17 protein-coding genes, 1 tRNA gene and 2 pseudogenes are annotated in these 22,818 nt (G+C 69.5%); 15 read left to right on the top strand and 5 right to left on the bottom strand.

Translation table 11 applies throughout. The features are described from left to right. Positions 1–411 precede the first annotated feature (411 nt). Together J7U37_RS18350 and J7U37_RS18345 are read left to right on the top strand one after the other, a co-directional pair. Positions 412–1,434, top strand: a complete 1,023-nt coding sequence (locus J7U37_RS18350; RefSeq protein ID WP_247636609.1) for a helix-turn-helix domain-containing protein — start codon at positions 412–414, stop codon at positions 1,432–1,434. A gap of 48 nt (positions 1,435–1,482) precedes the next feature. Next, positions 1,483–2,853: an MFS transporter gene (locus J7U37_RS18345; protein WP_247636608.1), complete on the top strand. Its 1,371-nt coding sequence runs from the start codon at positions 1,483–1,485 to the stop codon at positions 2,851–2,853. On the opposite strand, the gene J7U37_RS18340 is transcribed toward J7U37_RS18345, so the two are convergent. Beyond that, on the bottom strand, positions 2,810–3,172 hold the full coding sequence (locus tag J7U37_RS18340) for a hypothetical protein (protein ID WP_247636607.1): 363 nt from the start codon (positions 3,170–3,172) through the stop codon (positions 2,810–2,812). The two genes, J7U37_RS18345 and J7U37_RS18340, sit on opposite strands and share 44 nt — an antisense overlap. Positions 3,173–4,142: 970 nt before the next feature. Between J7U37_RS18340 and J7U37_RS18335 the strand changes: the two genes are divergently transcribed. The 7 genes and pseudogenes from J7U37_RS18335 (at position 4,143) to J7U37_RS18305 (ending at position 10,801) form a co-directional block, all read left to right on the top strand. Continuing rightward, complete coding sequence (locus J7U37_RS18335; protein WP_247636614.1) at positions 4,143–6,089, top strand: PAS domain-containing methyl-accepting chemotaxis protein; 1,947 nt, start codon at positions 4,143–4,145, stop codon at positions 6,087–6,089. Positions 6,090–6,333: 244 nt separating this feature from the next. Next, positions 6,334–6,828, top strand: coding sequence for a transposase (locus J7U37_RS18330; protein WP_348773003.1), 495 nt, complete (start codon positions 6,334–6,336; stop codon positions 6,826–6,828). Further along, positions 6,717–7,379 (top strand): annotated as a pseudogene (locus J7U37_RS18325) (transposase); the annotation flags it as partial. The gene J7U37_RS18330 and the pseudogene J7U37_RS18325, both read left to right, overlap by 112 nt. Positions 7,380–7,474: 95 nt before the next feature. After that, positions 7,475–7,771: pseudogene (locus tag J7U37_RS18320) on the top strand (IS5/IS1182 family transposase); the annotation flags it as partial. A gap of 108 nt (positions 7,772–7,879) precedes the next feature. Next, positions 7,880–8,938 (top strand): tyrosine recombinase XerC, encoded by a 1,059-nt coding sequence (locus J7U37_RS18315; RefSeq protein ID WP_247636612.1) that lies wholly within the window; start codon positions 7,880–7,882, stop codon positions 8,936–8,938. 28 nt (positions 8,939–8,966) lie between these two features. Beyond that, the gene (locus tag J7U37_RS18310; protein ID WP_247636606.1) at positions 8,967–10,283 is read left to right on the top strand and encodes a leucine-rich repeat-containing protein kinase family protein; all 1,317 of its coding nucleotides are present in this window, start codon (positions 8,967–8,969) and stop codon (positions 10,281–10,283) included. Positions 10,284–10,438: 155 nt separating this feature from the next. After that, complete coding sequence (locus tag J7U37_RS18305) at positions 10,439–10,801, top strand: hypothetical protein (protein ID WP_247636605.1); 363 nt, start codon at positions 10,439–10,441, stop codon at positions 10,799–10,801. Between the two features lie 136 nt (positions 10,802–10,937). Here J7U37_RS18305 and J7U37_RS18300 read toward each other — a convergent pair whose 3' ends face one another. Then, positions 10,938–11,543, bottom strand: coding sequence for a DUF2239 family protein (locus J7U37_RS18300; RefSeq protein ID WP_247636604.1), 606 nt, complete (start codon positions 11,541–11,543; stop codon positions 10,938–10,940). A 118-nt stretch (positions 11,544–11,661) separates the two neighbouring features. Between J7U37_RS18300 and J7U37_RS18295 the strand changes: the two genes are divergently transcribed. Both J7U37_RS18295 and J7U37_RS18290 read left to right on the top strand, forming a co-directional pair. Further along, positions 11,662–11,997, top strand: a complete 336-nt coding sequence (locus J7U37_RS18295; protein WP_247636603.1) for a GIY-YIG nuclease family protein — start codon at positions 11,662–11,664, stop codon at positions 11,995–11,997. 23 nt (positions 11,998–12,020) lie between these two features. Next, positions 12,021–12,950 carry an alpha/beta hydrolase gene (locus tag J7U37_RS18290; protein ID WP_247636602.1) on the top strand — a complete coding sequence of 310 codons (930 nt, stop codon included), beginning with the start codon at positions 12,021–12,023 and terminating at the stop codon, positions 12,948–12,950. Between the two features lie 123 nt (positions 12,951–13,073). On the opposite strand, the gene J7U37_RS18285 is transcribed toward J7U37_RS18290, so the two are convergent. Continuing rightward, positions 13,074–13,844 (bottom strand): glucose 1-dehydrogenase, encoded by a 771-nt coding sequence (locus J7U37_RS18285; RefSeq protein WP_056184718.1) that lies wholly within the window; start codon positions 13,842–13,844, stop codon positions 13,074–13,076. 103 nt (positions 13,845–13,947) lie between these two features. Next, positions 13,948–15,579, bottom strand: a complete 1,632-nt coding sequence (locus tag J7U37_RS18280; protein WP_056480606.1) for an alpha-D-glucose phosphate-specific phosphoglucomutase — start codon at positions 15,577–15,579, stop codon at positions 13,948–13,950. A gap of 274 nt (positions 15,580–15,853) precedes the next feature. Between J7U37_RS18280 and J7U37_RS18275 the strand changes: the two genes are divergently transcribed. Together J7U37_RS18275 and J7U37_RS18270 are read left to right on the top strand one after the other, a co-directional pair. Beyond that, a tRNA-OTHER gene (locus J7U37_RS18275) sits at positions 15,854–15,930 on the top strand. 222 nt (positions 15,931–16,152) lie between these two features. Continuing rightward, positions 16,153–17,592, top strand: a complete 1,440-nt coding sequence (locus tag J7U37_RS18270; protein ID WP_348773004.1) for a DUF2252 domain-containing protein — start codon at positions 16,153–16,155, stop codon at positions 17,590–17,592. A gap of 144 nt (positions 17,593–17,736) precedes the next feature. On the opposite strand, the gene J7U37_RS18265 is transcribed toward J7U37_RS18270, so the two are convergent. Next, positions 17,737–17,889 (bottom strand): hypothetical protein, encoded by a 153-nt coding sequence (locus J7U37_RS18265; protein WP_247636600.1) that lies wholly within the window; start codon positions 17,887–17,889, stop codon positions 17,737–17,739. A 130-nt stretch (positions 17,890–18,019) separates the two neighbouring features. On the opposite strand from J7U37_RS18265, the gene J7U37_RS18255 reads away from it, so the two are divergent. Both J7U37_RS18255 and J7U37_RS18250 read left to right on the top strand, forming a co-directional pair. Then, the gene (locus J7U37_RS18255) at positions 18,020–21,256 is read left to right on the top strand and encodes a DEAD/DEAH box helicase (protein ID WP_247636611.1); all 3,237 of its coding nucleotides are present in this window, start codon (positions 18,020–18,022) and stop codon (positions 21,254–21,256) included. Between the two features lie 464 nt (positions 21,257–21,720). Next, positions 21,721–22,602 carry an FkbM family methyltransferase gene (locus J7U37_RS18250; protein WP_247636599.1) on the top strand — a complete coding sequence of 294 codons (882 nt, stop codon included), beginning with the start codon at positions 21,721–21,723 and terminating at the stop codon, positions 22,600–22,602. The last annotated feature ends 216 nt before the right edge of the window (positions 22,603–22,818 follow it).

Raw genomic sequence — 22,818 nt, 5'->3', positions numbered from 1 at the left:
CGCCAGATTTAGGGCGTAACGGTTACCGAGGCGTTGCCGCGCCCGACACCATTTCCGGGTCAACGTCTTGGTCCACGTTCTGGCTCGTCTCGGCATGGCCGGTTCGAGGATTGGATAAATAAAGACCGCCACGGGATCAATTCGGATTCTTACAGGCCACAATAAGAAAAAATATTATGAAAATTCTGTGTTGGCGCTTGATTGCAAATCGGGCAAGCCCACCGCCGCTGGTCGGGCTTTGTGGGTGCTCGGGTTGGGATATATCAAACAGATTACTCAGCATTTTTTGACTTCACGAAACCGTGCCTTGTCGTCTATCCGGGAACCACCCTAATCAGGAAGACTTGAGGTCGAATCGTTTGATCCCAGTCGGCCGGTCCTCCTGATGACTCCCACCGGGTTCAGCCAGACGTGTCGCTTCCGTCCTTCGCCTTCTCCACGCAGCGGCTGGGTCCCGAATTCGCATTCGAGGCGTATCGGGAGCTGTATTCCGGCGGCGCCGATGTCGCCAGGATCGGATCGGACTTCCGCGCCCAGGTCCAGGCCTACCGCCTGGATCGTATGATCCTGTTCAAGCGTCACCTCAACGGCATCCAGCACAGCCGCTCTCCGCAGCGCGTCCGGCAGGACGGCTTCGATCACGTCACCCTCCATCTCCTGCTCGCGGGCGAATTGGTGGCCGGGCCTCCCGGACAGGAGCGCCGGGTGCGGCCGGGAGAAATCCTCGTCTGCGACAACACGCTGCCCCACCTGAGCCGGGCCCACGACGTCCATCAGATCTCGACGCCGGTGGCGCGGGAGCTGATCGAGCCCCTGGCGCCCGACGTCCGCCGTTTCCACGGCGCGATCCTGCCGGAGCGCGTCGGAGGCCTGGTCGCCGATTTCATCGTCTCCCTGACCCGGCGCTCGGAATCGCTGGATCCCACGGTCGCGTCGCGATCGAGCGCCGTTCTGGGCATGCTCCTGGCCGCCGCCCTCCGCGGGCAGGCCGCTCCGGCCGAGGCCGTGGTCTGGGCGGCCACGCACGACGCTTCCGATGACGTGGTCCGGCGCCGGGCAGCGGAGGTCCATGTGGAGCAGCACCTGGGCGATCGCGACCTCGGCGCGGACACCATCGCGGCCAGTCTCGGGATCTCCCGCAGCCTGCTCTATCGCGCGTTCCTGCGCGACGGCGGCGTGGCCCGCTTCGTCCAGCAGCGACGGCTCGAGCGGGTGCGGGATGCCCTTCGCCGCCAGGGCGAGACGCGCTCGATCGCGACGCTCGCCTACGCCTACGGCTTCACCAGCGAGCAGCACTTCAACCGCGCCTTCCGCACGACCTTCGGCCGTCCCCCGGGGCAGTTCCGGGCCTCCATGCAGCAGATGCGGACCCAGACGGGGGTGCGGGGCGACCAGACATGGCCTCTCGCCGAGTGGCACAGCGAGCTGTATTGATGCGCGCCGCCCGGACGATCCGCCCAGACCGTCCGCAGCGCGCCGCGCATGCGTGAAGGCCCGGGCAGGGCGGCCGCGTCGGTCCCGAGCCGGACGCTCCTGGGCGTCGGCTCGCTGGTGCTGATGGCGCTCGCGCAGCTCTCGGCGGCCAGCGACCGCTTCCTCCTCACTCTCGTGACCACTCCGGTGAAGGAGGCGCTGGCCCTGAGCGACGCCCAGCTCGGGGTTCTCCACGGCTCCGCCTTCGTCGCCTTCTACGCGCTGACGATGCCGCTGTTCGGCAGCCTGGCCGATCGCGGCCACCAGCGTCGAATCCTCGTCGCCAGCATCGCGATCTGGACCCTGGCGACCCTCGGATTCGGCCTGGCCGGATCGTTCTGGGGCCTGTGTCTCAGCCGCCTGGCCCTCGGCTTCGGCCAGGCTGGCCTCGCCCCGGCCTCCCTCTCGCTGATCGCGCACGGGTCGGTCCCGCGCCGGGTGGCCTTCAATGTGTCCCTGTTCACTGCGAGCGGCAGCCTGGGCCAGAGCTGTGCCCTGCTCGCCGGCGGCGCGACCCTGGCGTGGCTTGCGGGGCGCGGCGGCATGGTCTTTCCCGGCCTCGGCGCCCTGTCGCCGTGGCGGGCGCTCTTCGTCCTGGCCTGCCTGCCGAACCTCCTCCTGATCCTGGCCGCCATCCGCCTGACGCCGCTCCGGGCTCCGCCGGCCCCTCGGGGCGGGTTGAGGCCGGCCTGGGCCTGGATGCGCCGCCGCTGGAGGCTCTATCTGCCCCATTGCGTCGCGGCGGCCTGCGCCGTCCTCATGGGCCGGACCCTGGTGGCCTGGGGGCCGACCCTCTACGTCCGCAGCCACGGCATGAGCCCATCGGAGAGCGGGATCGTGCTCGGCCTGCTGCTGCTGGTCGGCGGTCCGCTCGGCCATCTTTCCGCCGGCCTGATCCTGGGGCGGATCGACCGCGCCCGTCGGCGGGCGGCGAGCTCGCGGATGCTGGGCCTCGGCCTCCTCGCCGCTCTGCCATTGGCGGTCGTCATGGCGGTGGTGCCGGACCGGACGTTGTCGCTGACCGCCTTCACCGTCCTGACGGCGATGCTCGGGCTCACGGCTCCGGCCGCCGTCACGGGGGTGCAGCTGCTGACGCCGGTGGCGCTGCGGGGGCGGGTGAGCGCGCTCTTCATCGCCGGTGTGACCCTGTCGGCCTCGGGCACCGGTCCGCCGCTCCTCGGCCTCCTGTCCGATACGGTCTTCGGGGCCGCTCATCTCGGGCGGGCCCTGATCACGCTGTTCGTGCTGGTGGGCTGTCCCGGGATCGGCCTGGCGTTCCATGCTGCGCGCCTGTCGAGCCATGCTGCGCGCCTGTCGACTTTCGCTGCGCGCGTGTTCAGCGCCGCCAGGCGCCGAACCAGGACGAGACCGGATCGATGACGTCGCTGGCGACGGAGGCGGCCCAGGCCCGAGCCCGGTCCGCCAGCGCGAGATGCCGGCCGATCCGCTCCTGCGGCCGAGTCGTCTCCGCCGTCATCGCGGCGGCCACGAAGGCGTCCTCCTGGGCCTGACATTCGTCGAGGGCGCTGCGCTGAGACGCGGCCCTGCTCTGGGTCCGGGGCTGATGCGCAAAGGCCTCCCGGACGCAGTCGTGCCAAGCGTGTTCGAGGGCCGCGAGCCCGACCTCGGACCCGGAACCCGACTCGGCGACCGCGGGCTGCGGCGCGAAACTCATCAGCAGGAGGGCAGACCAAAGCATCAGGCGCATGCCGAAACTATGCCCGATTGCCCCGCCCATCGCCTAGAACAAAAGCGCAACACGCGCGCCTCGGCGATCACGATGGTGGGGCCACCTGAGCGGTGACGGCTGCCCAAATCGCGCAGGCGATCCCGTCGAACGAACGCCACGTCGCAAGAGCGCGGAACGCCGCTGTGGCGAGATGGAGAGAAGGAGGAGCGGGTTGCGGGCCTGGAGCCCCCGCCTCCCCGTTGGGGATCCGATTCGCGCGAAAACATGCGTGCACTGAAACGACCGTCCTGGTTGGCTTACCGAGGAGCTGTTCTAAAGGAGGTTCGCGAGGCAAGCGTCTCCCCATCGATGTGTCCGGGTCCCGATGTATCGCTCCTGCGGGTCACGCGCTTCTCTTCGCGGTCGGCGCGGAGCCGCCGCGTGATGGAGGGCAGGAGAGCGAAGCGTCTCAATCTGTTTCACGACCTGGCCTGCTGTCCCGGGCCGGTTCCTATGGGGTGATTGATGTCACGCTGCGGGTCGGCTGAAGGCGGCTGCTCCGATCGAGATGTGAGATCGTGGTCGAGGTTGGATCGCCACAGCATCAGGATGGAACAGCCACGAGGTACTTTGCCGGGCTCGACGTCCCTCTAGAGGAAACGCGATCTGCCGAGTCGATGAGACGGGACGGCTCATGCAGGAGCCGCGAGCCGCATCGACACAGGCCCTTCGCGGAAGCCGACGCCGGTCTCGTCGGCCAGGGTGTGGCGCGCTCGAGACCCCCTTCTCTCGCAAAGCAACAACATAGTTTAACTTGGCCTGGAGGGTGCAAATCACAACGCTGTGAAACAGTCTTTGTTGATGATTGAATATAAACCGGCACTCGCCTTTAAGATGTTTCGGTTTTGTTTAATCGAAGTCGATTAGGCAGCCTCCAGATGCGAAAGCGCATCGCAGGAGCTGCTCCGTGGCGTTTTTCGACTCTGACTTGCGCGCGCTGATGGCCGCTATCGACAGGTCCAGAGCCCGCATCGAGTTTACCCCTGACGGCACGGTGCTCACCGCCAATACGCTCTTCCTCGACCTGATGGGGTACACCCTCGGCGAGTTGACGGGGCAGCATCACGCCCGGTTCGTGTCCCCCGCGGAGCAGGGAAGCGAGGCCTATCGCGCCTTCTGGAACGCCTTGGGTCGTGGCGAGCCGCAGACGCGCGAGTTCAAGCGGTTCGCGAAAGACGGCCGCGCGGTGTGGATCCAGGCCACCTACAACCCGGTTCTCGACCGCGCCGGGCGCGTGACCCGGGTGGTCAAGCTCGCCACCGATGTGACCCCGCAGGTGCTGCGCAACATCGACCATGACGGGCAGCTCGAAGCCCTGCAGCGCTCCCAGGCCGTCATCGAGTTTGCCCTCGACGGAACGATCCTCGATGCGAACGCCAACTTCCTGGCTGCTGTGGGCTACGGGCTCGACGAGGTCCAGGGACTCCATCACAGCCTGTTCGTGGATCCGACCGAGCGCGAGGGGGCGGCGTATCGCGCCTTCTGGGCGGATCTTGGCCGAGGCGAGTTCCGCTCGGGCGAGTTCAAGCGCATCGCCAAGGGTGGGCGCGAGATCTGGATCCAGGCCACTTACAATCCGATCCGCGACCGGGATGGCGTCCCGATCAAGGTGGTGAAGTTTGCCACCGACATCACGGCGCAGAAGCTGCAGGTCGCCGACGCAATGGGTCAGCTGGCGGCCGTCAACCGGTCGCAGGCGGTGATCGAGTTCGCGCCCGACGCGACGGTCCTCGACGCCAATGCCAACTTCCTGTCGGCGCTCGGTTACGGGATCGAGGAGATCCGGGGGCGGCCGCACGCGATGTTCGTCGAGCCCGGCTATGCGCAGACGGCCGACTACGCCGCGTTCTGGGACCGCCTGCGCGCCGGCCACTACGCCTCGGGCATGTTCCAGCGTTTCGGCAAGGGCGGCCGGCCCGTCTGGATCCAGGCGAGCTACAACCCGATCTTCGATCCCGCCGGCCGCCTGACCAAGATCGTGAAGTACGCTAGCGACGTCTCGGCCAACATGAAGGCGCGCTCCGTTGCGGTCGAGGCCGCCGAACGCACCCTCGACAACGTCCAGGCGGTCACGGATGCGGCGGACGCCATGAACGCTGCCGCTCTGGAAATTTCCCGCAGCATGGCTCAGTCCAAGACCGTGGTGGACGACATCCATGGCCGGGCCGGCGAGGCGGATGCCGCCACCGAGCGGCTGCGCGGCGCGGCGCGGTCGATGAGTGGCGTCGCCACGATGATCACGGACATCGCCCAGCAGATCAATCTCCTGGCCCTGAACGCGACGATCGAGGCGGCCCGCGCCGGAGAGGCCGGGCGCGGCTTCGCGGTCGTGGCGACCGAGGTGAAGAACCTGGCCGGTCAGGCGGCGGCCGCCACGAACCGGATCAGCGACGAGATCGCCGGTATGCAGGCGGTCTCCACCGAGGTCGCGACGACCCTGGCGACGATCACGGCGGCAATCGGCACGATCAGCCAGCATGTCGATGGCGTCACCGCCTCGATGGATGAGCAGGCGCAGGCCACGGGCAAGATCCTGGGCAGTATGCAGCAGGCCGCCGACGGGGTGTCGAGCATCAGCACGGGGCTGGACAACTGGACCATCGGGATGGAGGAGCGGCGCACCGAGCGAAGAACGCGCGTCCTCCTGCAGGCCGGGATCCGCCTGCCCGGTGGCGAACGCATTGCCTGCTCCATCCGCGACCTGTCGGAGGGCGGCGCACGATTGCATCTCGGTCAGGCGGCGCAGGTGCCGGATCGGTTCGAGATCATCATCGATGCCGACGGACGCCAGTTCGACTGTGCCGTGCGGCATCGGTTGGGCATGAGTCTGAACGTGCAGTTCCTGTCGGCGAAGAACGGACGATCGGCGGGCGCAAGCGCTCGGTAGGGTAGGCTGCCCTCCTACGCCCTCGCTTTGAGGGGCGGGCTTGTCCAATCGGCCAGAGCCGGCCCCGATCTGTTGGCTGCAGATTGCCAGCCTCAGGAGCTTGGTACTCCCCGGTGACGGGTCTGTCGCCACGGGGCCAAGTCCTGGTCGCGTCCCAGGCGGTGGTGTAGCTGACGGGTGGTCGGCGGCGATTGCCGGGTAGGGTCGGGTTGCGACGACCAACCCCGCACCCGAGAGATCCCCGATGACCGACGCGATGATGACTCTGCGCGGCCTCCTCGAGAAGAGTGCCGATGCGGATTTGTTGCGCGAGATGATCGGCTTTGCGGCCGAGCGCCTGATGGAACTGGAGGTAGGCGAGCAGATCGGGGCAGCCCACGGTGAGAAGAGTGCCGAGCGGCTGGTCCAGCGCAACGGCTGCCGTGACCGGGACTGGCAGACGCGAGCCGGCACGGTCGAACTGCGCATCCCCAAGCTCAAGAGGGGCCCGTGCTTCCCCGGTTTCCTGGAGCCGCGCCGGATGGCCGAGAAGGCGCTCACCGCGGTGATCCAGGAGGCCTACATCCAGGGATCTCGACCCACTCGGTCGACGACCTCGTCCAGGCCATGGGTGGTACCGGTGTCTCGAAGAGCCAGGTCTCGCGCCTGTGCCAGGAGATCGACGAGCGGGTGGGCGCGTTCCTCGAGCGCCCCATCAAGGGCGAGTGGCCGTATCTCTGGATCGCTGCGACCTACGTGAAGGTGCGCCAGGACGGCCGGATCGTCTCGGTGGCCGTCATCGTGGCGGTCGGCGTGAACACTGACGGTCGCCGCGAAGTCCTCGGCATGGACGTCGGCCCGTCGAACGCAACCTGGCAACGCTGCCGGGTCCACCTCATGAGGAATGTCCTCGCCCATGCCGGCCGCTCGGGTCGCCGCGTCGTCTCGGCCTTCATCGCCACCGCGTTCGCTCGAGGCACGACGCGGAGGCGGCCCGTCTGCAATGGCGGCGGGTCACCGATCAGCTCCGCCCCAAGGTGCCCAAGCTCGCGACCCTGATGGACACGGCCGAGCCCGACGTGCTGGCCGACGGGCTTCCCGGCCGCCCATCGGGTCAAGCTCCACTCCACGAATCCGCTGGAGCGCCTGAACGGCGAGATCAAACGCCGGACCGAGGTCGTGGGCATCTTCCCCAACGAGGCTGCCATCACACGTCTCGTCGGCGCGATCCTGCTCGAACGAAACGATGAATGGGCCGTCCAGCGCTCCCGCTCCATCACCCTGGAAAGCATCACCCCCGATCGGCGATGATCCCCTCGTCAGCCTGCCGACCCTGGCCGCTTGATCCTCCCCGCCCAAGCCGGTCCTCGTGGTGGCCCTCACCGAGCTACACCACGCCAAGGGACACGATCATCGCAGCTCCGCGTCAGCGCAACACCGATGCCGAGAAGGCGGCTCCGAAGGAAGGCAGGATCCCGGAGGCGTGGGCGGCAAGACCGAAGAAGCTCGCACAAAAGGATCGCGATGCTCGCTGGACCCTGAAACGAGCCAAGGCACGGCCCGCAAAGGCGGACGGTGCTAAGGCCAAGGTCGAGATCGCCATTCTGGTGTTCGGGTACAAGATGCATGTCTCGAACGACTGCAAGCATGGGTTCGTCCGCGGCTTCAGCGTCACCAGCGCGGCTGCCCATGATGGAGCGCAATCAGACAGGTCGGAAGCCGACATTCCCGGCCATCAAATCCCCCCACTCGCGCGGCCCCGCACCCCTTCGGCAACGGAGCGTCAACGCCTCTCGGGCTTCAGTGGCGGCATGGCATCCTCCGCATCCGGCCCCTCCCCGCTGCCCGCCGACGTCCTGGCGTTTCCGGGGGATGCGGGCCTGCGCGCCGAGGCCCTGGCCTGGCAGGACGAGCTCGCACGGGAGCGGCGCCTGTCGCCCAACACCGTCGAGGCCTATGTGCGGGACCTGCGCCAGTTCCTGGTCCATCGCGCCGGGCGGCACGGCACGCCCGGCATCGCCCAGCTCGTCGCGCTGAAACCGCGGGATGTGCGCGCCTTCATGGCGGCGCGCCGGGCGGAGGGGGTCGGCGGGCGCTCGCTGATGCGGGCGCTGGCGGGCCTGCGCTCCTTTGCGCGCCACCTGGAGCGCGAGGGCCACGGCACCGTGGCGGCCTTGGGCGCCGTGCGCTCGCCCAAGGTGGAACGGCGCCTGCCGCGTCCGATCCCGATCGCCGCCGCGCGGGCGATGAGCAGCCCCGACCTGCGCGCCGGCGAGGCCCGCGAGCCCTGGGTGCTGGCGCGCGACGCCGCCGTGCTGGCCCTGCTCTACGGCTCGGGCCTGCGCATCTCGGAAGCCCTCGGGCTCCGGGCCCGGGACGCGCCCCTGCCGGGCCTCGATTCCGTCACCGTGCTGGGCAAGGGCGGCAAGTCCCGGATGGTGCCGGTGCTGCCGGTGGTCGCGGCGGCGGTGGCCGAATACTGCGCCGCCTGCCCCTACGCCCTGGCGCCGGACGGTCCGCTCTTCGTGGGCGCCAAGGGCGGTCCGCTCTCGCCCCGGATCATTCAATACGCGGTGGCGGCGATGCGCGGTGGGCTCGGCCTGCCCGAGAGCGCGACGCCGCACGCCCTGCGCCACTCCTTCGCCACGCACCTCCTGGCGCGCCAGGGCGAGTTGCGGGCGATCCAGGAACTGCTCGGCCACGCCTCCCTGGCCACCACCCAGCTCTACACCAAGATCGACGCGACCCGACTGATGGAGGCCTTCGATGCCGCCCATCCGCGCGCGGGCCAGGCCCCGCTCCGGGCGGCGGCGCTGCGCGAGAAAAGCCGTGCGCCGGGTCCCCGCCCCGCGCTAGGACCGGGGGCATGATCCGCCCCCGCCTGTTCGTGCCCCGCCGATGACCCAACACGCTCCCGCGAAACAGGACCTGTTGGCCGCCCTGCGCCGCGGCGACTGCGCCGGGGCCACGGCTCTGCGCTTTCCCCCCGGCCTGACCACGTTTCCGCGCGAGATCCTCGACCTCGGCGACAGTCTCGAACGGCTGGACCTGAGCGGCAGCGCCCTCACGGCGCTGCCGGAGGATTTCGGCCGCCTGCGGCGCCTGCGCGTGCTGTTCTGCTCGGGCAACCGCTTCACCCGCCTGCCGCCGGTGCTCGGCGACTGCCCGGCCTTGAGCCAGGTCGGCTTTCGCGGCACCGGGCTCGTGGAGGTGCCGGGCGAGGCCCTGCCGCCGGCCCTGCGCTGGCTCACCCTGACGGACAACCAGATCGCCACCCTGCCCGACGCCCTCGGGCAGCGGCCGATGCTGCAGAAGCTGATGCTGTCGGGCAATCGCCTGCGGCGCCTGCCCGACAGCCTGGAGGGTGCCGCCAACCTCGAACTGGTGCGGCTGGCCGCCAACCGGCTGGAGGCGCTTCCGCCCTGGCTCGCCACCCTGCCGGCCCTCGCCTGGACCTCCTATGCCGGTAATCCCGTGGCCGACGAGCCGGTGCTGCCCGCGGTGCCGGCGGTGGCCTGGGGCGAGCTCGAACCCGGCGCCCGCCTGGGCGAGGGAACCTCGGGGCGGGTGCACCGGGCGCTGTGGCGCCGCGACGGGGGCGCGGCCGACGCCGTCGCCCTCAAGCTGTTCAAGGGCACCATGACCAGCGACGGCCTGCCCGCCCGCGAGATGGAAGCCTGCCTCGCGGCCGGGGCACACCCGCACCTCACCGGCGCCCTCGGGCGCGTCGTCGATCATCCGGACGGCAGCGAGGGCCTGCTGATGCGGCTCCTGCCGGAGTCCTGGCGGGTGCTGGCCGGGCCGCCGAGCCTGGAGAGCTGCAGCCGCGACGTCTACGCGGCCGGCCTGACCCTGACGCCGGCGGCGGCCGTGCGCATCGCCCGCGGCACGGCCGAGGCCTGCGCCCATCTCCACGCCCGCCGCATCCTACACGGCGACCTCTACGGCCACAACATCCTGTGGGACGGCACGGACGGGCAAGCCGTCGTCAGCGATTTCGGCGCCGCCTCGATCCTGCCGGACGGCCCCATTGGCGCGGCCCTGCGCCGGGTCGAGGTGCGGGCCTGGGGCCTGCTGCTCGGCGAACTCCTGGACCTCGCCGGGATCGGGACCGGTCCCTGGCGCCACCTCGAAGGGGCCTGCACCCGGCCCGAGATCGGGGAGAGACCGGATTTCGCCGACATCCTCGCGCATCTCCCGCAGGCCGAGGCGTAGGCGCGCGCCGGCGCTCCGCCTGAGATGCGCAAAGCACAGGCGTCTTCCGTCGCGAGCCGCCGACCGGCCAGACCCGCGCGGCGACGCGGCGCGGCCCCGATTTCGTCACGGTCTCCCGCCAGGGACGCGTCCGGAATCAGGGGGTTAGGGTCATCATGAAGGCAATCACCACCGCGCTTCTGCTCACGGGCGCGCTCGCGGCGCCGCAGGCTGCGCTCGCCGCGAGCAGGACCACGGTCGGCGTCGGCACCGGCGCAGTGGCCGGCGCCCTGGTCGGCGGACCGGTGGGCGCGGTCGTCGGCGGCATCGTCGGCGGCTATATTGGCGCCACCTCCGAGAGCCCCCGCCCGCGCCGCCGCCGGGTCCGCGCCGCCCGCCGGGCCTCCGTGGCACCGCGCAGGCTGCACGTGGCCGAGGAAAGCGCCGCCCCGGTCCGCGCGGCCGGACCAGCCGCCACCGGCAGCCTCACGCCGGTCACGACGGCGCCCGCCACGACCACCTGGCGGAACCCGCGGTAGCGGGATATCTCCACCGTTCGGAACGCGGGCCGACCGTCCGAGTTGGGTGGATTTTCGGAATGTCAGCTTGCTGACGTGAATCTTGAAAAGCCGACGTTGCTCGAACGCTGACTTGAGCCGTACGCCGGGCGTTTTCTCAGGCGAGCGCTGCAAGCTTCAGTGCATGGTCTCGGATGTCCGGCGGCCAAGCCGTCATGCGGTCGGTAAAGCCTCCGGCATCACCGGCGAAGAGCGCCCGGATCGCTTCCTCGTACCCAGGAAGATCGCCAGCCAACGCTGATAGGAACCGGTATCCGGCCTCCTTGGCTGCCTTCGTACGGGTCTGCCCGCCATCTGCTCGCCGCGCTTCGTCAACGAGGCGCCGCAACGCCTGCGATGCACCTCCCGGCTGGGATGCAAGCCACTCCCAATGACGGGGAAGCAGCGTCACCTCGCGAGCGATGACCCCGAGCTTCGGGCGACCACGGCTCCTTGGAGCACCATCGGGGTCCGGTCGGTTATCGACGGTGCTCGTGGCGTCTTCCGCACTCGCGAGTTCGGCGAATCGTGCGGTGATATCCGGCTCGGTTCCACGCAGATCGAGGTCGATGACGGCACCCGACCTATCGTCGAAGGTCAAGATCGGATCGCCTTCTTCCGCCGCATGCGCTTTCACGGCGAGAGCCACGTCGATCAGGCGACCGCTGGCGAGCCGCCGCACGCCCACAAACGCGGTGAACGTCCTCATCGGGTCTTCTGACATGGCACCTCCATCCTGACCGTCATAGCGGAAGCGAGCCCTTGTCGTCAATTTTACCCGGATGATATTGCGCGCAAGTATCAGCGTTGATAGCGTCGCTGCCGATCCACGAGGGCATGTGATGAGAACCGAAGACCGAAAGGCGGCTGTTAACGCCTACAAGAAGCGGGAGGTCGAAGGCGGCATCTACGCCGTCCGCTGCGAGGCGTCCGGGGAGGTTTGGGTCGGTGGGGCGCCCGACCTCTCCAAGATCCAGAACCGCCTCTGGTTTACCCTCCGACAGGGCACGAACACGCACCGTTCGCTCCAGATCGCTTGGAATGCGCATGGAGCGGAGGCGTTCAGCTTCGAGCTCGTCGAGCGGTTGGATGCTGAAGAGATCGGATACGTCCGCGACCGGGTGATGAAGGAGCGTCTTGTCCTGTGGGCAGAGCAGCTTCGGGCTGTCCGGATATGAGCACAGAGCCCAGGCCAGCACGATTGACGGCCAACGGCGTCACCCTGGCCTATGACAGCTTCGGAGACGAGGCGGCTGAGACGATCCTTCTGATCGCGGGGCTCGGTACGCAGATGATCCGCTGGGCCGCCCCCTTCTGCCGCGCGTTGGTGACGCGCGGCTATCGTGTCGTGCGGTTCGACAACCGGGACACAGGACGCTCGACCCACTTTACCGAGCACGGCGCGATGAATTTCGCGGCCTTAGCCGCGACGCTTGCCGAGGGGCGACGGCCGGAACTCGCCTACACGCTCGACGACATGGCCTCAGACGCGCTCGGCTTGCTCGACGTCCTGTCCATACGCCGCGCCCACGTCGTCGGTCGCTCGATGGGCGGCATGATCGCCCAGATCATGGCAAGCGAGCACCCGTCCCACGTTCTCTCGCTCACCTCGATCATGTCGAGCACAGGCAATCCGTGTCTGCCACCGGCCGCGCCCGACGCGTTGGCAATCATGATGCGTCCCGCTCCCGATCCCGTCTTGGACGAGGCGGGCTTCCTCGATCACGGCGTCGCTTTCGCACGCCGCATTGCTGGCACTGCTCATCCGTTCGACGAAGGGGGCTGCCGCGCTCTCCTCCAAGAGGAAGTTCGGCGAGGCCGTGCGCCGGGCGGGTTCGGACGACAGGTCGCGGCGGTCGGGGTGGCTGGCGACCGTCGCTCACGGCTTGCCGCGATCACGGCGCCGACACTCGTCATTCACGGGACGGACGATCCTCTTTTTCCTCCTGCCTGCGGCGAGGACACTGCAGCCTCGATCCCGAATGCGGAGATGATGTTGATCCCCGGGATGGGCCATGATCTGCCGCCATCCTTATACCGAGCCATTGCCGATGCGATCGAGCGAACCACTCGCCGTTCAACCATCTCTGCATCAGGAGATGAGAAGAGCACCATCCAAGGGGTCGAATGACCGCTTTCGAGAAGGCCGCCGCGCTATCCCTATGACGTTGTTGGGTCGAACGCAGACGGTCCCGAACGTCGGGCTTCGGCGGCCTGGACAGTCGCCCAAGCTCCACCATCCACAACGCGCGCCTCAGGCGCCGCCCCACTGCATGGTCAGGCCGCCGTCGACCACCAGGGTGTGCCCGGTGACGTAGTCGGAATCGTCCGAGGCGAGGTAGAGGATCGCCTTGGCGATCTCGTCCGGCTGGCCCGCCCGGTGCCAGGGGATGCGGTCCAGGGACTGGGCGAGCTTGTCCGGGTTCTCGAAGCGGTCGCTCGTCATCGGCGTCTCGATCAGGCCGGGCGCCACGTTGTTGACGTTGATCCGATCCTCGGCCAGTTCCCGCGCCAGGCTGCGGCAGAGGGAGCCGACGCCGGCCTTGGACATGCCGTAGGGGGCGCTCTCCGGGGTCGGCAGGTGCTGGGCCACCGAGGAGACGATGACGATCTTGCCGCGTCCGCCCGCGGCGCGCCGGACCTTGATGAAGGCCCGGGCGCAGAAGACCGGCGCCATCAGGTTGACGCGCAGGATCCGCTCGAGCGTGGCGTCGTCCATCTCGGCCACCGGCATGCCGCTCATGGCCTGGCCGGCATTGTTGACCAGGATGTCGAGGGCGCCGAGGTCGCGGGCGACCGCCGCGAAGGTCGCCTCCACCGAGGCCGGGTCGCCGACATCGTTCTGGATCACGAGGCAGCGCCGGCCCGCCGCCTCGACCCGGCGCGCGGTCTCGCGGGCTCCGTCCGCATCGGTGTGGTAGGTGATCGCCACGTCGGCGCCTTCGCGGGCGAACAGCTCGGCCGCCGCCTGGCCGATCCCTGAATCCGCGCCGGTGATCAGCGCGCGCTTGCCGTGCAGCTTCATGGTGAGCCGGTCTCCTCGCATCGGGGGTCGATGCGAGGACTAAGGACGCGACGCCCGGTCCTGTTCCGGGCGCCGATCGTCCCGGATCAGGGATGGCTTCGGCTCAGGTGATGACGCTCGGCTCGGAGCGGCCGGTGAGGGCGGCGATGTCGGCCAGCGCGTTCGCCACCGCCACCACCGGGGCGAGCACCTCAGCCACCGGCAATTCGAGCCGGTCGGGGGCGGATTCGTAGCGCTCGAGATAGACCCGCAGGGTCGCGCCCGCCGTGCCGGTGCCGGACAGACGGTAGACCACCCGGGCATCCTCCGCGAAGGTGACGCGGATGCCCTGCTGCTCGGTGACCGAGCCGTCGACGGGATCGACGTAGCGGAAGTCGTCCGCCGCCGCGACGGTGAGATCGCCGAGCTTGGTGCCGGGCAGCGTCGCGAGCTTGGCGCGCAGGCCCTCCATCAGGCGCTTGGCGGCCGCGGACTCGATCTCCTCGTAATCGTGCCGGGTGTAGTAGTCGCGCCCGAACTGCGCCCAGTGGCCCCGCACCACGTCCTGGGCCGGCTTGCCCGTGACCGCCAGGATGTTGAGCCAGATCAGCACCGCCCAGAGGCCGTCCTTCTCCCGGACGTGGTTCGAACCGGTGCCGGCGCTCTCCTCGCCGCAGAGGGTGATGAGACCGGCATCCAGCAGGTTGCCGAAGAACTTCCAGCCGGTGGGGGTCTCGTAGGCCTTGATCCCCAGGGAGGCCGCGACCCGGTCCAGCGCCCGGCTGGTCGGCATCGAGCGGGCGACGCCGGCGAGTCCCTGCGCGTAGCCGGGGGCCAGGTGCGCATGCGCGGCCAGGATCGCGAGGCTGTCGCTCGGGGTCACGAACAGGCCCGGCGCCACGATCATGTTGCGGTCGCCGTCGCCGTCCGAGGCCGCGCCGAGATCGGGCGCGTCGGCGCTCAGCATCAGGTCGTAGAGGTCATGGGCGTGGACCGGGTTCGGGTCGGGATGATGCCCGCCGAAATCCTCCCGCGGCGTCCCGTTGACCACGGTGCCGGCTTGCGCCCCGAACACACCCTCCAGGATGGCGTGGGCGTAGGGGCCGGTGACCGCGCTCATGGCGTCGAAGCGCATGCGGAAGCCGCCGGCGAACAGCCGGGTGATGGCGTCGAAATCGATGAGGTCGCGCATCAGCGCGAGGTAATCGGCGACCGGATCGATCACCGCCACGGTCATGGGGCCGATCCGGGTCTCGCCGAGGGTGTCGAGGTCGAGGTCCGGCCCCTCGACGATGCGGTATTCGGTGAGGGCCTGGGTGCGGGCGTAGATCGCTGCCGTCACGCCCTCGGGGGCCGGGCCGCCATTGGCGGTGTTGTACTTGATGCCGAAATCGCCGTCCGGGCCGCCCGGGTTGTGGCTCGCCGACAGGATGATGCCGCCGATGGCTCCGTGCTTGCGAATGACGCAGGAGGCGGCGGGCGTCGAGAGCAGGCCGCCCCGGCCGACGAGCACGCGGGAAAAGCCGTTGGCCGCCGCGATCCGCAGGGTGGTCTGCACCACCTGCCGATTGAGGAAGCGGCCGTCGCCGCCAAGCACCAGGGTGGCGCCCGCCCGGTCGGGAATGCAGTCGATGATCGCCTGGACGAAGTTCTCGACGTAGCGTGCCTGCTGGAAAACCGGCACCTTCTTGCGCAGGCCGGACGTGCCCGGTTTCTGGTCGTCGAAGGGCGTCGTCGGCACGGTCGTTACGGACATCGTTCTGGCACTCCTCAATCCCGCGCTCAAGAACGCGGTTTGCCCGCGCGGGTCAATCGCCGACGGTCCTGTGGGACGGACCGGTCCTCCGGCACCCGCATCGGCCGGCGTCAGCCAAGCATCGCGCGACCCGATCCGGAGGAACGGCAAGTCGAGGCGAGCAAAGCTGATGGATGTGTCGTTCATGACTTCGCAACCGTTCCTGCGCCCGTAAGACGAGGCCCGCTTGCATCGTCAAGACCACCATGCAAGACCACCATGATTGATAGCCCTCGGCCAGGTGGGTGAGTGTCGAGCCAGGATCCCCGCAAGGATTCGCACGTCCGGTTCAAATCCGGACCCCGGCCTCCATCCGACCTCTCCGCCCGGTCCGCACAACGTCGACTTGCGCGAGGCCGCCGATGCACGGGGCGCACCGTCCCGGCTCGGGATGAATCCCCCCGCTGAGACGTGTTGCCCCGGGAACGATCCGAAACGGTCAAGATTTGTCCTTCACGAATTCGCGCGTGAGGACCATGCATGGAATGCCCCCAGGATGTCAGCCTGCGCGCTGATGCGTCGAGCGCGACCGAAATGCAGCCTCAGGCCGACGACATCCTGCTGGCGCCGCTCGCCGACATTCCGCGCATCAACCTGCGCGAGGCGGGCGAGCCGTGGGACAAGCGCCGCCACGCCGGCAAGGCCCTGCGCGAGGCGGTGCCGCACGCGGCCCACGGGGCGTGGCACCCGCCCGCCAACCGGCCCGACCCGGTCTCGCTGATCGAGGCGGCGCATGACGGGCGCCAGCCGCACCTGATCCCGCTCCGGGTCGCCCGGATGGCGAGTTCGCCCTTCGCCTTCCTGCGCGGCGCGGCGCACGTGATGGCGTGGGACCTCGCCCATACCCCGCGCAGCGGCATCGCGGTGGTGATGAACGGCGACGCGCATCTGGCCAATTTCGGCCTGTTCGGCACGCCTCAGCGCGACATCGTCCTCGACCTGAATGATTTCGACGAGGTGACGATCGGCCCGTGGGAATGGGACCTGAAGCGCCTCGTGGCCAGCATCGAGGTGGCGGCCCGGACCGACGGCGTCGCCAAGCCCGAGCGCCGCGAGGCTGCCCTCGCGGCGGTGGCGGGCTACCAGCACACCATGACCGAACTGGCGCCGCAGGGCCCCCTCGACGTCTGGCATCAGGCGGCGCGGGCCGACCAGCTCGACTTCGCCGGCCTCTCCATCGACGAAGATTCCAAGGCGGTCATCGCCCGGGCGGTGGAGAAGGCGCGCAAGAAGCACAACAAGAGCCTGCTCGCCCGGGTCGGCGAGCGCCGCACCGACGGCGGCTGGCGCTTCAAGGAGGCGCCTCCCATTCTCACCGGCGTCGATGCCGAGACCCGGGAGGCGGTGATCGGCGGGCTGGAGCATTACGCCGAGACCCTGCCGCGCGAGCGCCGCTTCATGTTGAGCCGCTACCACGTGGTCGACGTCGCCCACCGGGTCGTCGGCGTCGGCAGCGTCGGCACCCGGGCCTACGTGGCGCTCCTGTGCGGCAATTCCGACCAGGACGTGCTCTTCCTCCAGGTCAAGGAGGCGGTGACGCCGGCCCACGCGCCCTACCTCTCCGGGATGCCGGATTCCTACGGCGACCACGAGGGCGAGCGGGTGATCTACGGCCAGCGCCTGCTCCAGGCGGTGGGCGATCCGCTGCTCGGCTGGACCACCATCGACGGGCGGCCGTTCTACGTACGTCAGATGAAGAACATGAAGGGCGACATCCCGGTGGCGGGCCTGACCGGGCAGCCGCTGATCTACTTCTCCTGGGCCTACGGCGCCCTGCTCGCCCGGGCGCATGCGCGCACCGGGGATGCGGCCGCCATCGCGGGCTATTGCGGCCGCGACCGTCAGTGCGACCTGCGCGAGGCCCTGGCCGACTGGGCCTTCGCCTATGGCGACCAGAACGAGGCCGACTACGCCGCCTTCCGGGCGGCCATCGCGGACGGTCGCCTCGAGGCGGCGCCCGACCCGGAGATGTGATCCGAAAAGGCGTCCCGGAGGGCATCCAAGGATCTGTGCACAGGTCTGCCCACAGGTCACCCAGAGGGTGCTGCGACAAACTGGGGACGGCGGGGCGAATGACGGAGCCCGGCCCCCTTGGACCGCGTTGCCTGAGTCCAGATCTCAAGCCGGGCAGCGCACCTCTCCGATGGCAAAACGCAGGACCGAGACGTCTTCCGCACACGCTTCCCCCGCTCCGGCACGCACGCCGAAAACGCCCACGTTGAAAACACCCACCTCGAAAACATCCGCGTCGAAAACATCCGCGCCGAACACGTCTGCATCCAGAACCCGCCCCCGCAAGGCCGCCGGTCGCAACGCCGTCGCGCCCAAGCGGACCGAGCCGGCCCCGGCCCCCGCCAGTCCCGAGATCGTCGCGCCCCTCGTGCCCACCGGCGCCCTCGCGGTGGCCCTCCTGGGGCTGACCGAGTGCGGCAGGCCCCTGATCCACATGGCCCGCGAAAGCCATCGCCTGGAGGCCATCGCGGGCATCCTTCGGGCGCTGTCGCCGGATCGCACAGTCGCCCTCTATCCGGAATGGGACTGCCTCCCCTACGACCGGGCCTCGCCCTCGCGCGGGGTGATGGGCGCACGCACCGGCGTGTTGCGCTGGCTCACCGACACCGCGGCCCTGCCCGACATCGTGCTCACCACCGCCCCGGCGCTGATCCAGCGCGTGCCCCCGGCCGAGACCTGGGCGGGCGCCCACCTGGAGATCCGCATCGGCGACGCCCTCGATCCGCCCGCGATCACCGATGCCCTGCAGCGCCTCGGCTACATCCTCGACGACCGGGTCGACGAGCCCGGCGAGGTCGCGGTCTGGGGCCGCACCGTGGACGTCTTCCCGGCCGCCGCCGACCGGCCTTGCCGCATCGAGTACGAAGCCGGCCGGGTCACGGCGATCCGCTCCTACGACCCGGTCTCGCAGCGCTCGCTGGCCGATGCCGAGGTCCTCGTCATCGATCCCGCCACCGAGATCCTCCTGGCCGAGGGCTCGGAGCACCGGCTGGAGCCCTTCACCGGGCAGGAGCACGGCCTCGCCCGGTTCTATCCGGCTCTCGTCACCGTGCTCGACCAGGTGCCCGACGCCCGCCTCGTCGTCGAGGAGGGGGCCGAAGAGCGGGCGCAGGCCTTCTTCGAGCAGATCGCCGAGGGGCGGGAATCCGCAGCCCGGTCCCGGCGCGGGGCGGCCGACGATGGCGGCCTCTACCTGAGCCCCGAGGCCTGGGCGACCCAGCTCGCCGCGCGGCGCGTCGCCGACGCCGAGACGGCGGAGGGCGAGGATCTCACCATGCCGGCCTTCGTGCGCAAGGCCCGGCCGAACACCGCGCTGGCCGAGACCCTGCGCGAGCGCCTCACGGCGGGCGACCGCATCCTTCTCACGGGGCCGGCCGAGCCTCTGGCGCGGCTGGTGCGCATCGCCGAGCGGGCGCTCGGCCGCAAGGCCCGCCGGGTGGGCGCCTGGGCCGAGGCGACCGCGGCCAAGCCCGGCGCCCTGCTCATCCTGGAAGCCCCGATCGAGGCCGGCTTCCGGGTGCCGGACCAGGGCATGGCGGTGATCGCCGCCGCCGATCTCTTCGGGGCACGCGCCGCCACCGTGGCGAGCGGAGGCCCGAGCGCCATCCTGCCCATCGGCGAGGTGGAGCTGCGGATCGGCGACGTCGCCGTCGACCGCGACAACGGGCTCTGCGTGTTCGAGGGGCTGGAGGCGGTGAGCACCGGCACCGGCGGCCAGGAAGACGCCCTGCGCCTGCGCTTTGCCGGGGACGGCATCCTGATGGTTCCGGTGTCCCAGGCCGACCGGATCTGGCGCTACGGCTCCGAGGCCGAGGCCGTGACCCTGGACAAGCTGGAAGGCGGATCCTGGGGCCGTCGTCGCCTCGAAGCCGAGGCCTGCATGGCCCGGGCCGCCCGGGTGATGCTGGCGGATGCCGAGAAGCGCCGGGCGGTCCGCGCACCGGTGCTGGCGCCGCCGGACCGCGAGATGGAGCGCTTCGCCGCCGGGTTCGGCTTCGCCCTGACGGCCGACCAGGCCGGGGCGGTGAGCGGCGTGATGGCCGACCTCGCCTCCGGCCGGCCGATGGACCGCCTCGTCTGCGGCGATGTCGGCTTCGGCAAGACCGAGGTGGCCCTGCGCGCCGCCGCCGCCGCGGTGTTCGCCGGCAAGCAGGTGGCGATCGTCGCCCCCACCACCGTCCTGGCGCGGCAGCACGTGCAGACCTTCACCCGGCGCTTCGCGCGCTTCGGCGTGGAGGTCGCGCACCTCTCGCGCCTCGTCTCGCCGGCGGATGCCAAGCGGGTGAAGGCCGGGCTCGCCGACGGCTCGATCCGTCTCGTGGTCGGCACCCACTGCCTCGCGGCCAAGGGTGTGGCCTTTGCCGATCTCGGCCTGATGGTCATCGACGAGGAGCAGCGCTTCGGCACCAAGATCAAGGAGGGCCTGCGTCAGGCGGCCGGCGACGGCCACGTGCTGACGCTGACCGCGACACCGATCCCCCGCACCCTGCAGAGCGCCCTGGTCGGCCTCCAGAGCCTCAGCGTCATCGCCACGCCGCCTTCCGTGCGGCAGCCTATCCGCACCGTGATCGCCGCCTTCGAGGACGCGGCGATGCGGGACGCGCTGATGCGCGAGCATCGGCGCGGCGGCCAGAGCTTCGTCGTCTGCCCGCGCATCGAGGACATCGCCCCGATGGCGGCGCGCCTCGCCAAGCTGGTGCCGGACCTGACGACCATGATGGCCCACGGCGAGCTCAAGGCCGCCGAGATGGATGACGTGATGGTGCGCTTCGCCGATGGCGAGGGCGATGTGCTGCTCGCCACCAGCATCATCGAGAGCGGACTCGACGTACCGCGCGCCAACACCATGCTGGTCTGGGATGCGGAGCGCTTCGGCCTGTCGCAGCTGCACCAGCTGCGCGGCCGGGTCGGGCGTGGCCAGCGCCGCGGCGTCGTCTATCTGCTGCACCGCCCGGACCGGCCGCTGTCGTCCGCCACCGAGAAACGCCTGCGGACCCTGGAGGCCCTCGACCGCCTTGGTGCGGGCTTCGCCATCAGCGCCCGCGATCTCGACCTGCGCGGCGCGGGCGACCTCGTCGGCGAGAACCAGGCCGGCCACGTCAAGCTGATCGGCCTGGGGCTGTACCAGCACCTGCTGCACCTGGCCCTGCGGGCGGCCAAGGGCGAGCCGGCGGAGGACTGGAACCCCGAGATCCGCCTCGGCCTCTCCGGCTCCGTGCCGGCGGATTACGTGCCCGAGCCCGAAGTGCGGCTGAGCCTCTATACCCGCACCCTGCGCCTCACCAATCCGGAAGAGGTCGAGGCCCTGCGCAGCGAGGTGGTCGACCGCTTCGGCCCGCCGCCCACGCCCTTCGAGGACCTGATCGCCCTCGCCCGGCTCCGGGTCGGCTGCCTGGCGCTCGGCATCCATCGCCTCTGCGGCGGCCCGCAGGGTCTGGCGGCCGACCTCCGGCCCAACGCGCCGCCGCTGGCCGTGCCGGCCCACGCCCATATCGAGCGCCGGGACAACCGCGTGCTCCTGCGTCAGGGCCACGACGACCCGGCCGAGCGCGGCCGCCTCGCCGCTGCCTTCCTCGAGCGCCTGACGGCGCAGGGCGATCGCGGAGCCGGTGCGAAGGCCGGCTGACGCGTCGAACGATCGGGCGGAACGCCCGATCGACCCCGTCCGCACCGGTCAGACGGCCATCCCTGCCGTGGGCGGGATGACCGCGCCCGAAGCGTAGCGCCGGCGGTCGGCCGAAATCCGGCTGCCGCAGCGTGCGAGGTGCATCGTGCACAGGCCTGAATCGCGCGAGCCACCGTCGTCTCAATCTTTTCGGCGCGTCACGATCCGGCCCTGCGCAGTCCGGCCCCCGCCGTCGCCCCAATCCTCCGGTCTCGCGCCAGCAGATGGCCGTCGATGCGACGGTCCGACGCGTCGTTGGAGCGCTCTCATGTCCAGGTTGCACCCGTTCAACTCGGGATCATCGCCTGTGTCTGGCGCGCAACAGGCGATGGATCAGCAATTTTAAGTACGCATTCGTCTTGCGGATCAATCTGCGGGTGATATCGACCTTGATGGCTTTTTCAATCCATCCGGAACTATAGACGATGTCTTCAGCCGCCTCAAAAGCAAAAGATATACTGAAATCGGTTTTCTATAAAGAGGGCAGCTACAAACAGGCAACGATATCGGGGACAAAATTCAATATCCCGATCAACAAAAGTTTTCATTCGCAACATCTGAAGTCATACGAAGATTACTTCCACGATTTCATTGAATTATCGCTGAAGTTGAATCCGGGACTCTTCGTCGATGTGGGGGTCAATGTCGGGCAGATCCTTCTCAAGATGAAGTCCATCGAGCCGTCGCGGGCCTATGTCGGCTTCGAGGCGTCGGTTCCCTGCTGCGCTTACGTGTATGACCTGATCGACGCCAACGCGATCAAGGGGTGCAAGATCATCCCCTTTGGCCTCAGCGATCAGGCCTGCCTGGTGCCGTTCTACTATTCGAGCGCGGTCGATCCCCAGGCCACCATCGTGCAGGGCTTCTGGACCGGCGCGAATCAGCGTTCCTACGAGCGGTTCATCTATGTCAGCCGAGGCGACGAGGTGCTGGCGACCCTGGGGACGGACACCGTCGGGATCATCAAGATCGACGTGGAGGGCGGCGAGCTGGAGGTCCTCAAGGGCCTGGTCGACACGATCGGGCGCGACCGGCCGCTCATCCTGTCCGAGGTGCTGCCATTCGTCGAACGGCAGAACGTCGCCGAGCAGGCGACGATGCTGCGGCGCCGGCAGCGCTGCGAGGAACTGACCCGCCTGATCGAATCGCTGGACTATGTCTGCCTGCGAGCCCTGCCGCGATTCCAGGTCGAAGAGGTGGAATCCTTCGGCGCGCAGGAGTTCGTGGCCGACCGCACGAACTATGTCATGCTGCCCCGCGAACAGAAGAGCGTGTTCCTGAACGCGTTGCACCGCAAGGCAGCCTGAGGCCGCCCGACGCGCCGGCGGATTGGGGACGTTTCCGCCTTTGCGCCGGCCGCATCACGGGAGCCGGCATCGCTCAACGCCGGCCGTGGAACGAGGCACCGCGCGGGACCGGCTCGGGCGGCCTCGGATCGCGCAGGCGCAGGACCACGATGGCGGCAAGCGCGGCGGTCACTGCGATGATGAGCAAGCGTGGTCAGTCTGTTGGACCGGTCGCGG

The sequence above is a fragment of the Methylobacterium sp. 37f genome (genome assembly GCF_023093475.1).
GTDB lineage: Bacteria > Pseudomonadota > Alphaproteobacteria > Rhizobiales > Beijerinckiaceae > Methylobacterium.
Note: the sequence above shows the minus strand (reverse complement) of the source record. Positions and strands in the feature narration are given on the sequence as shown.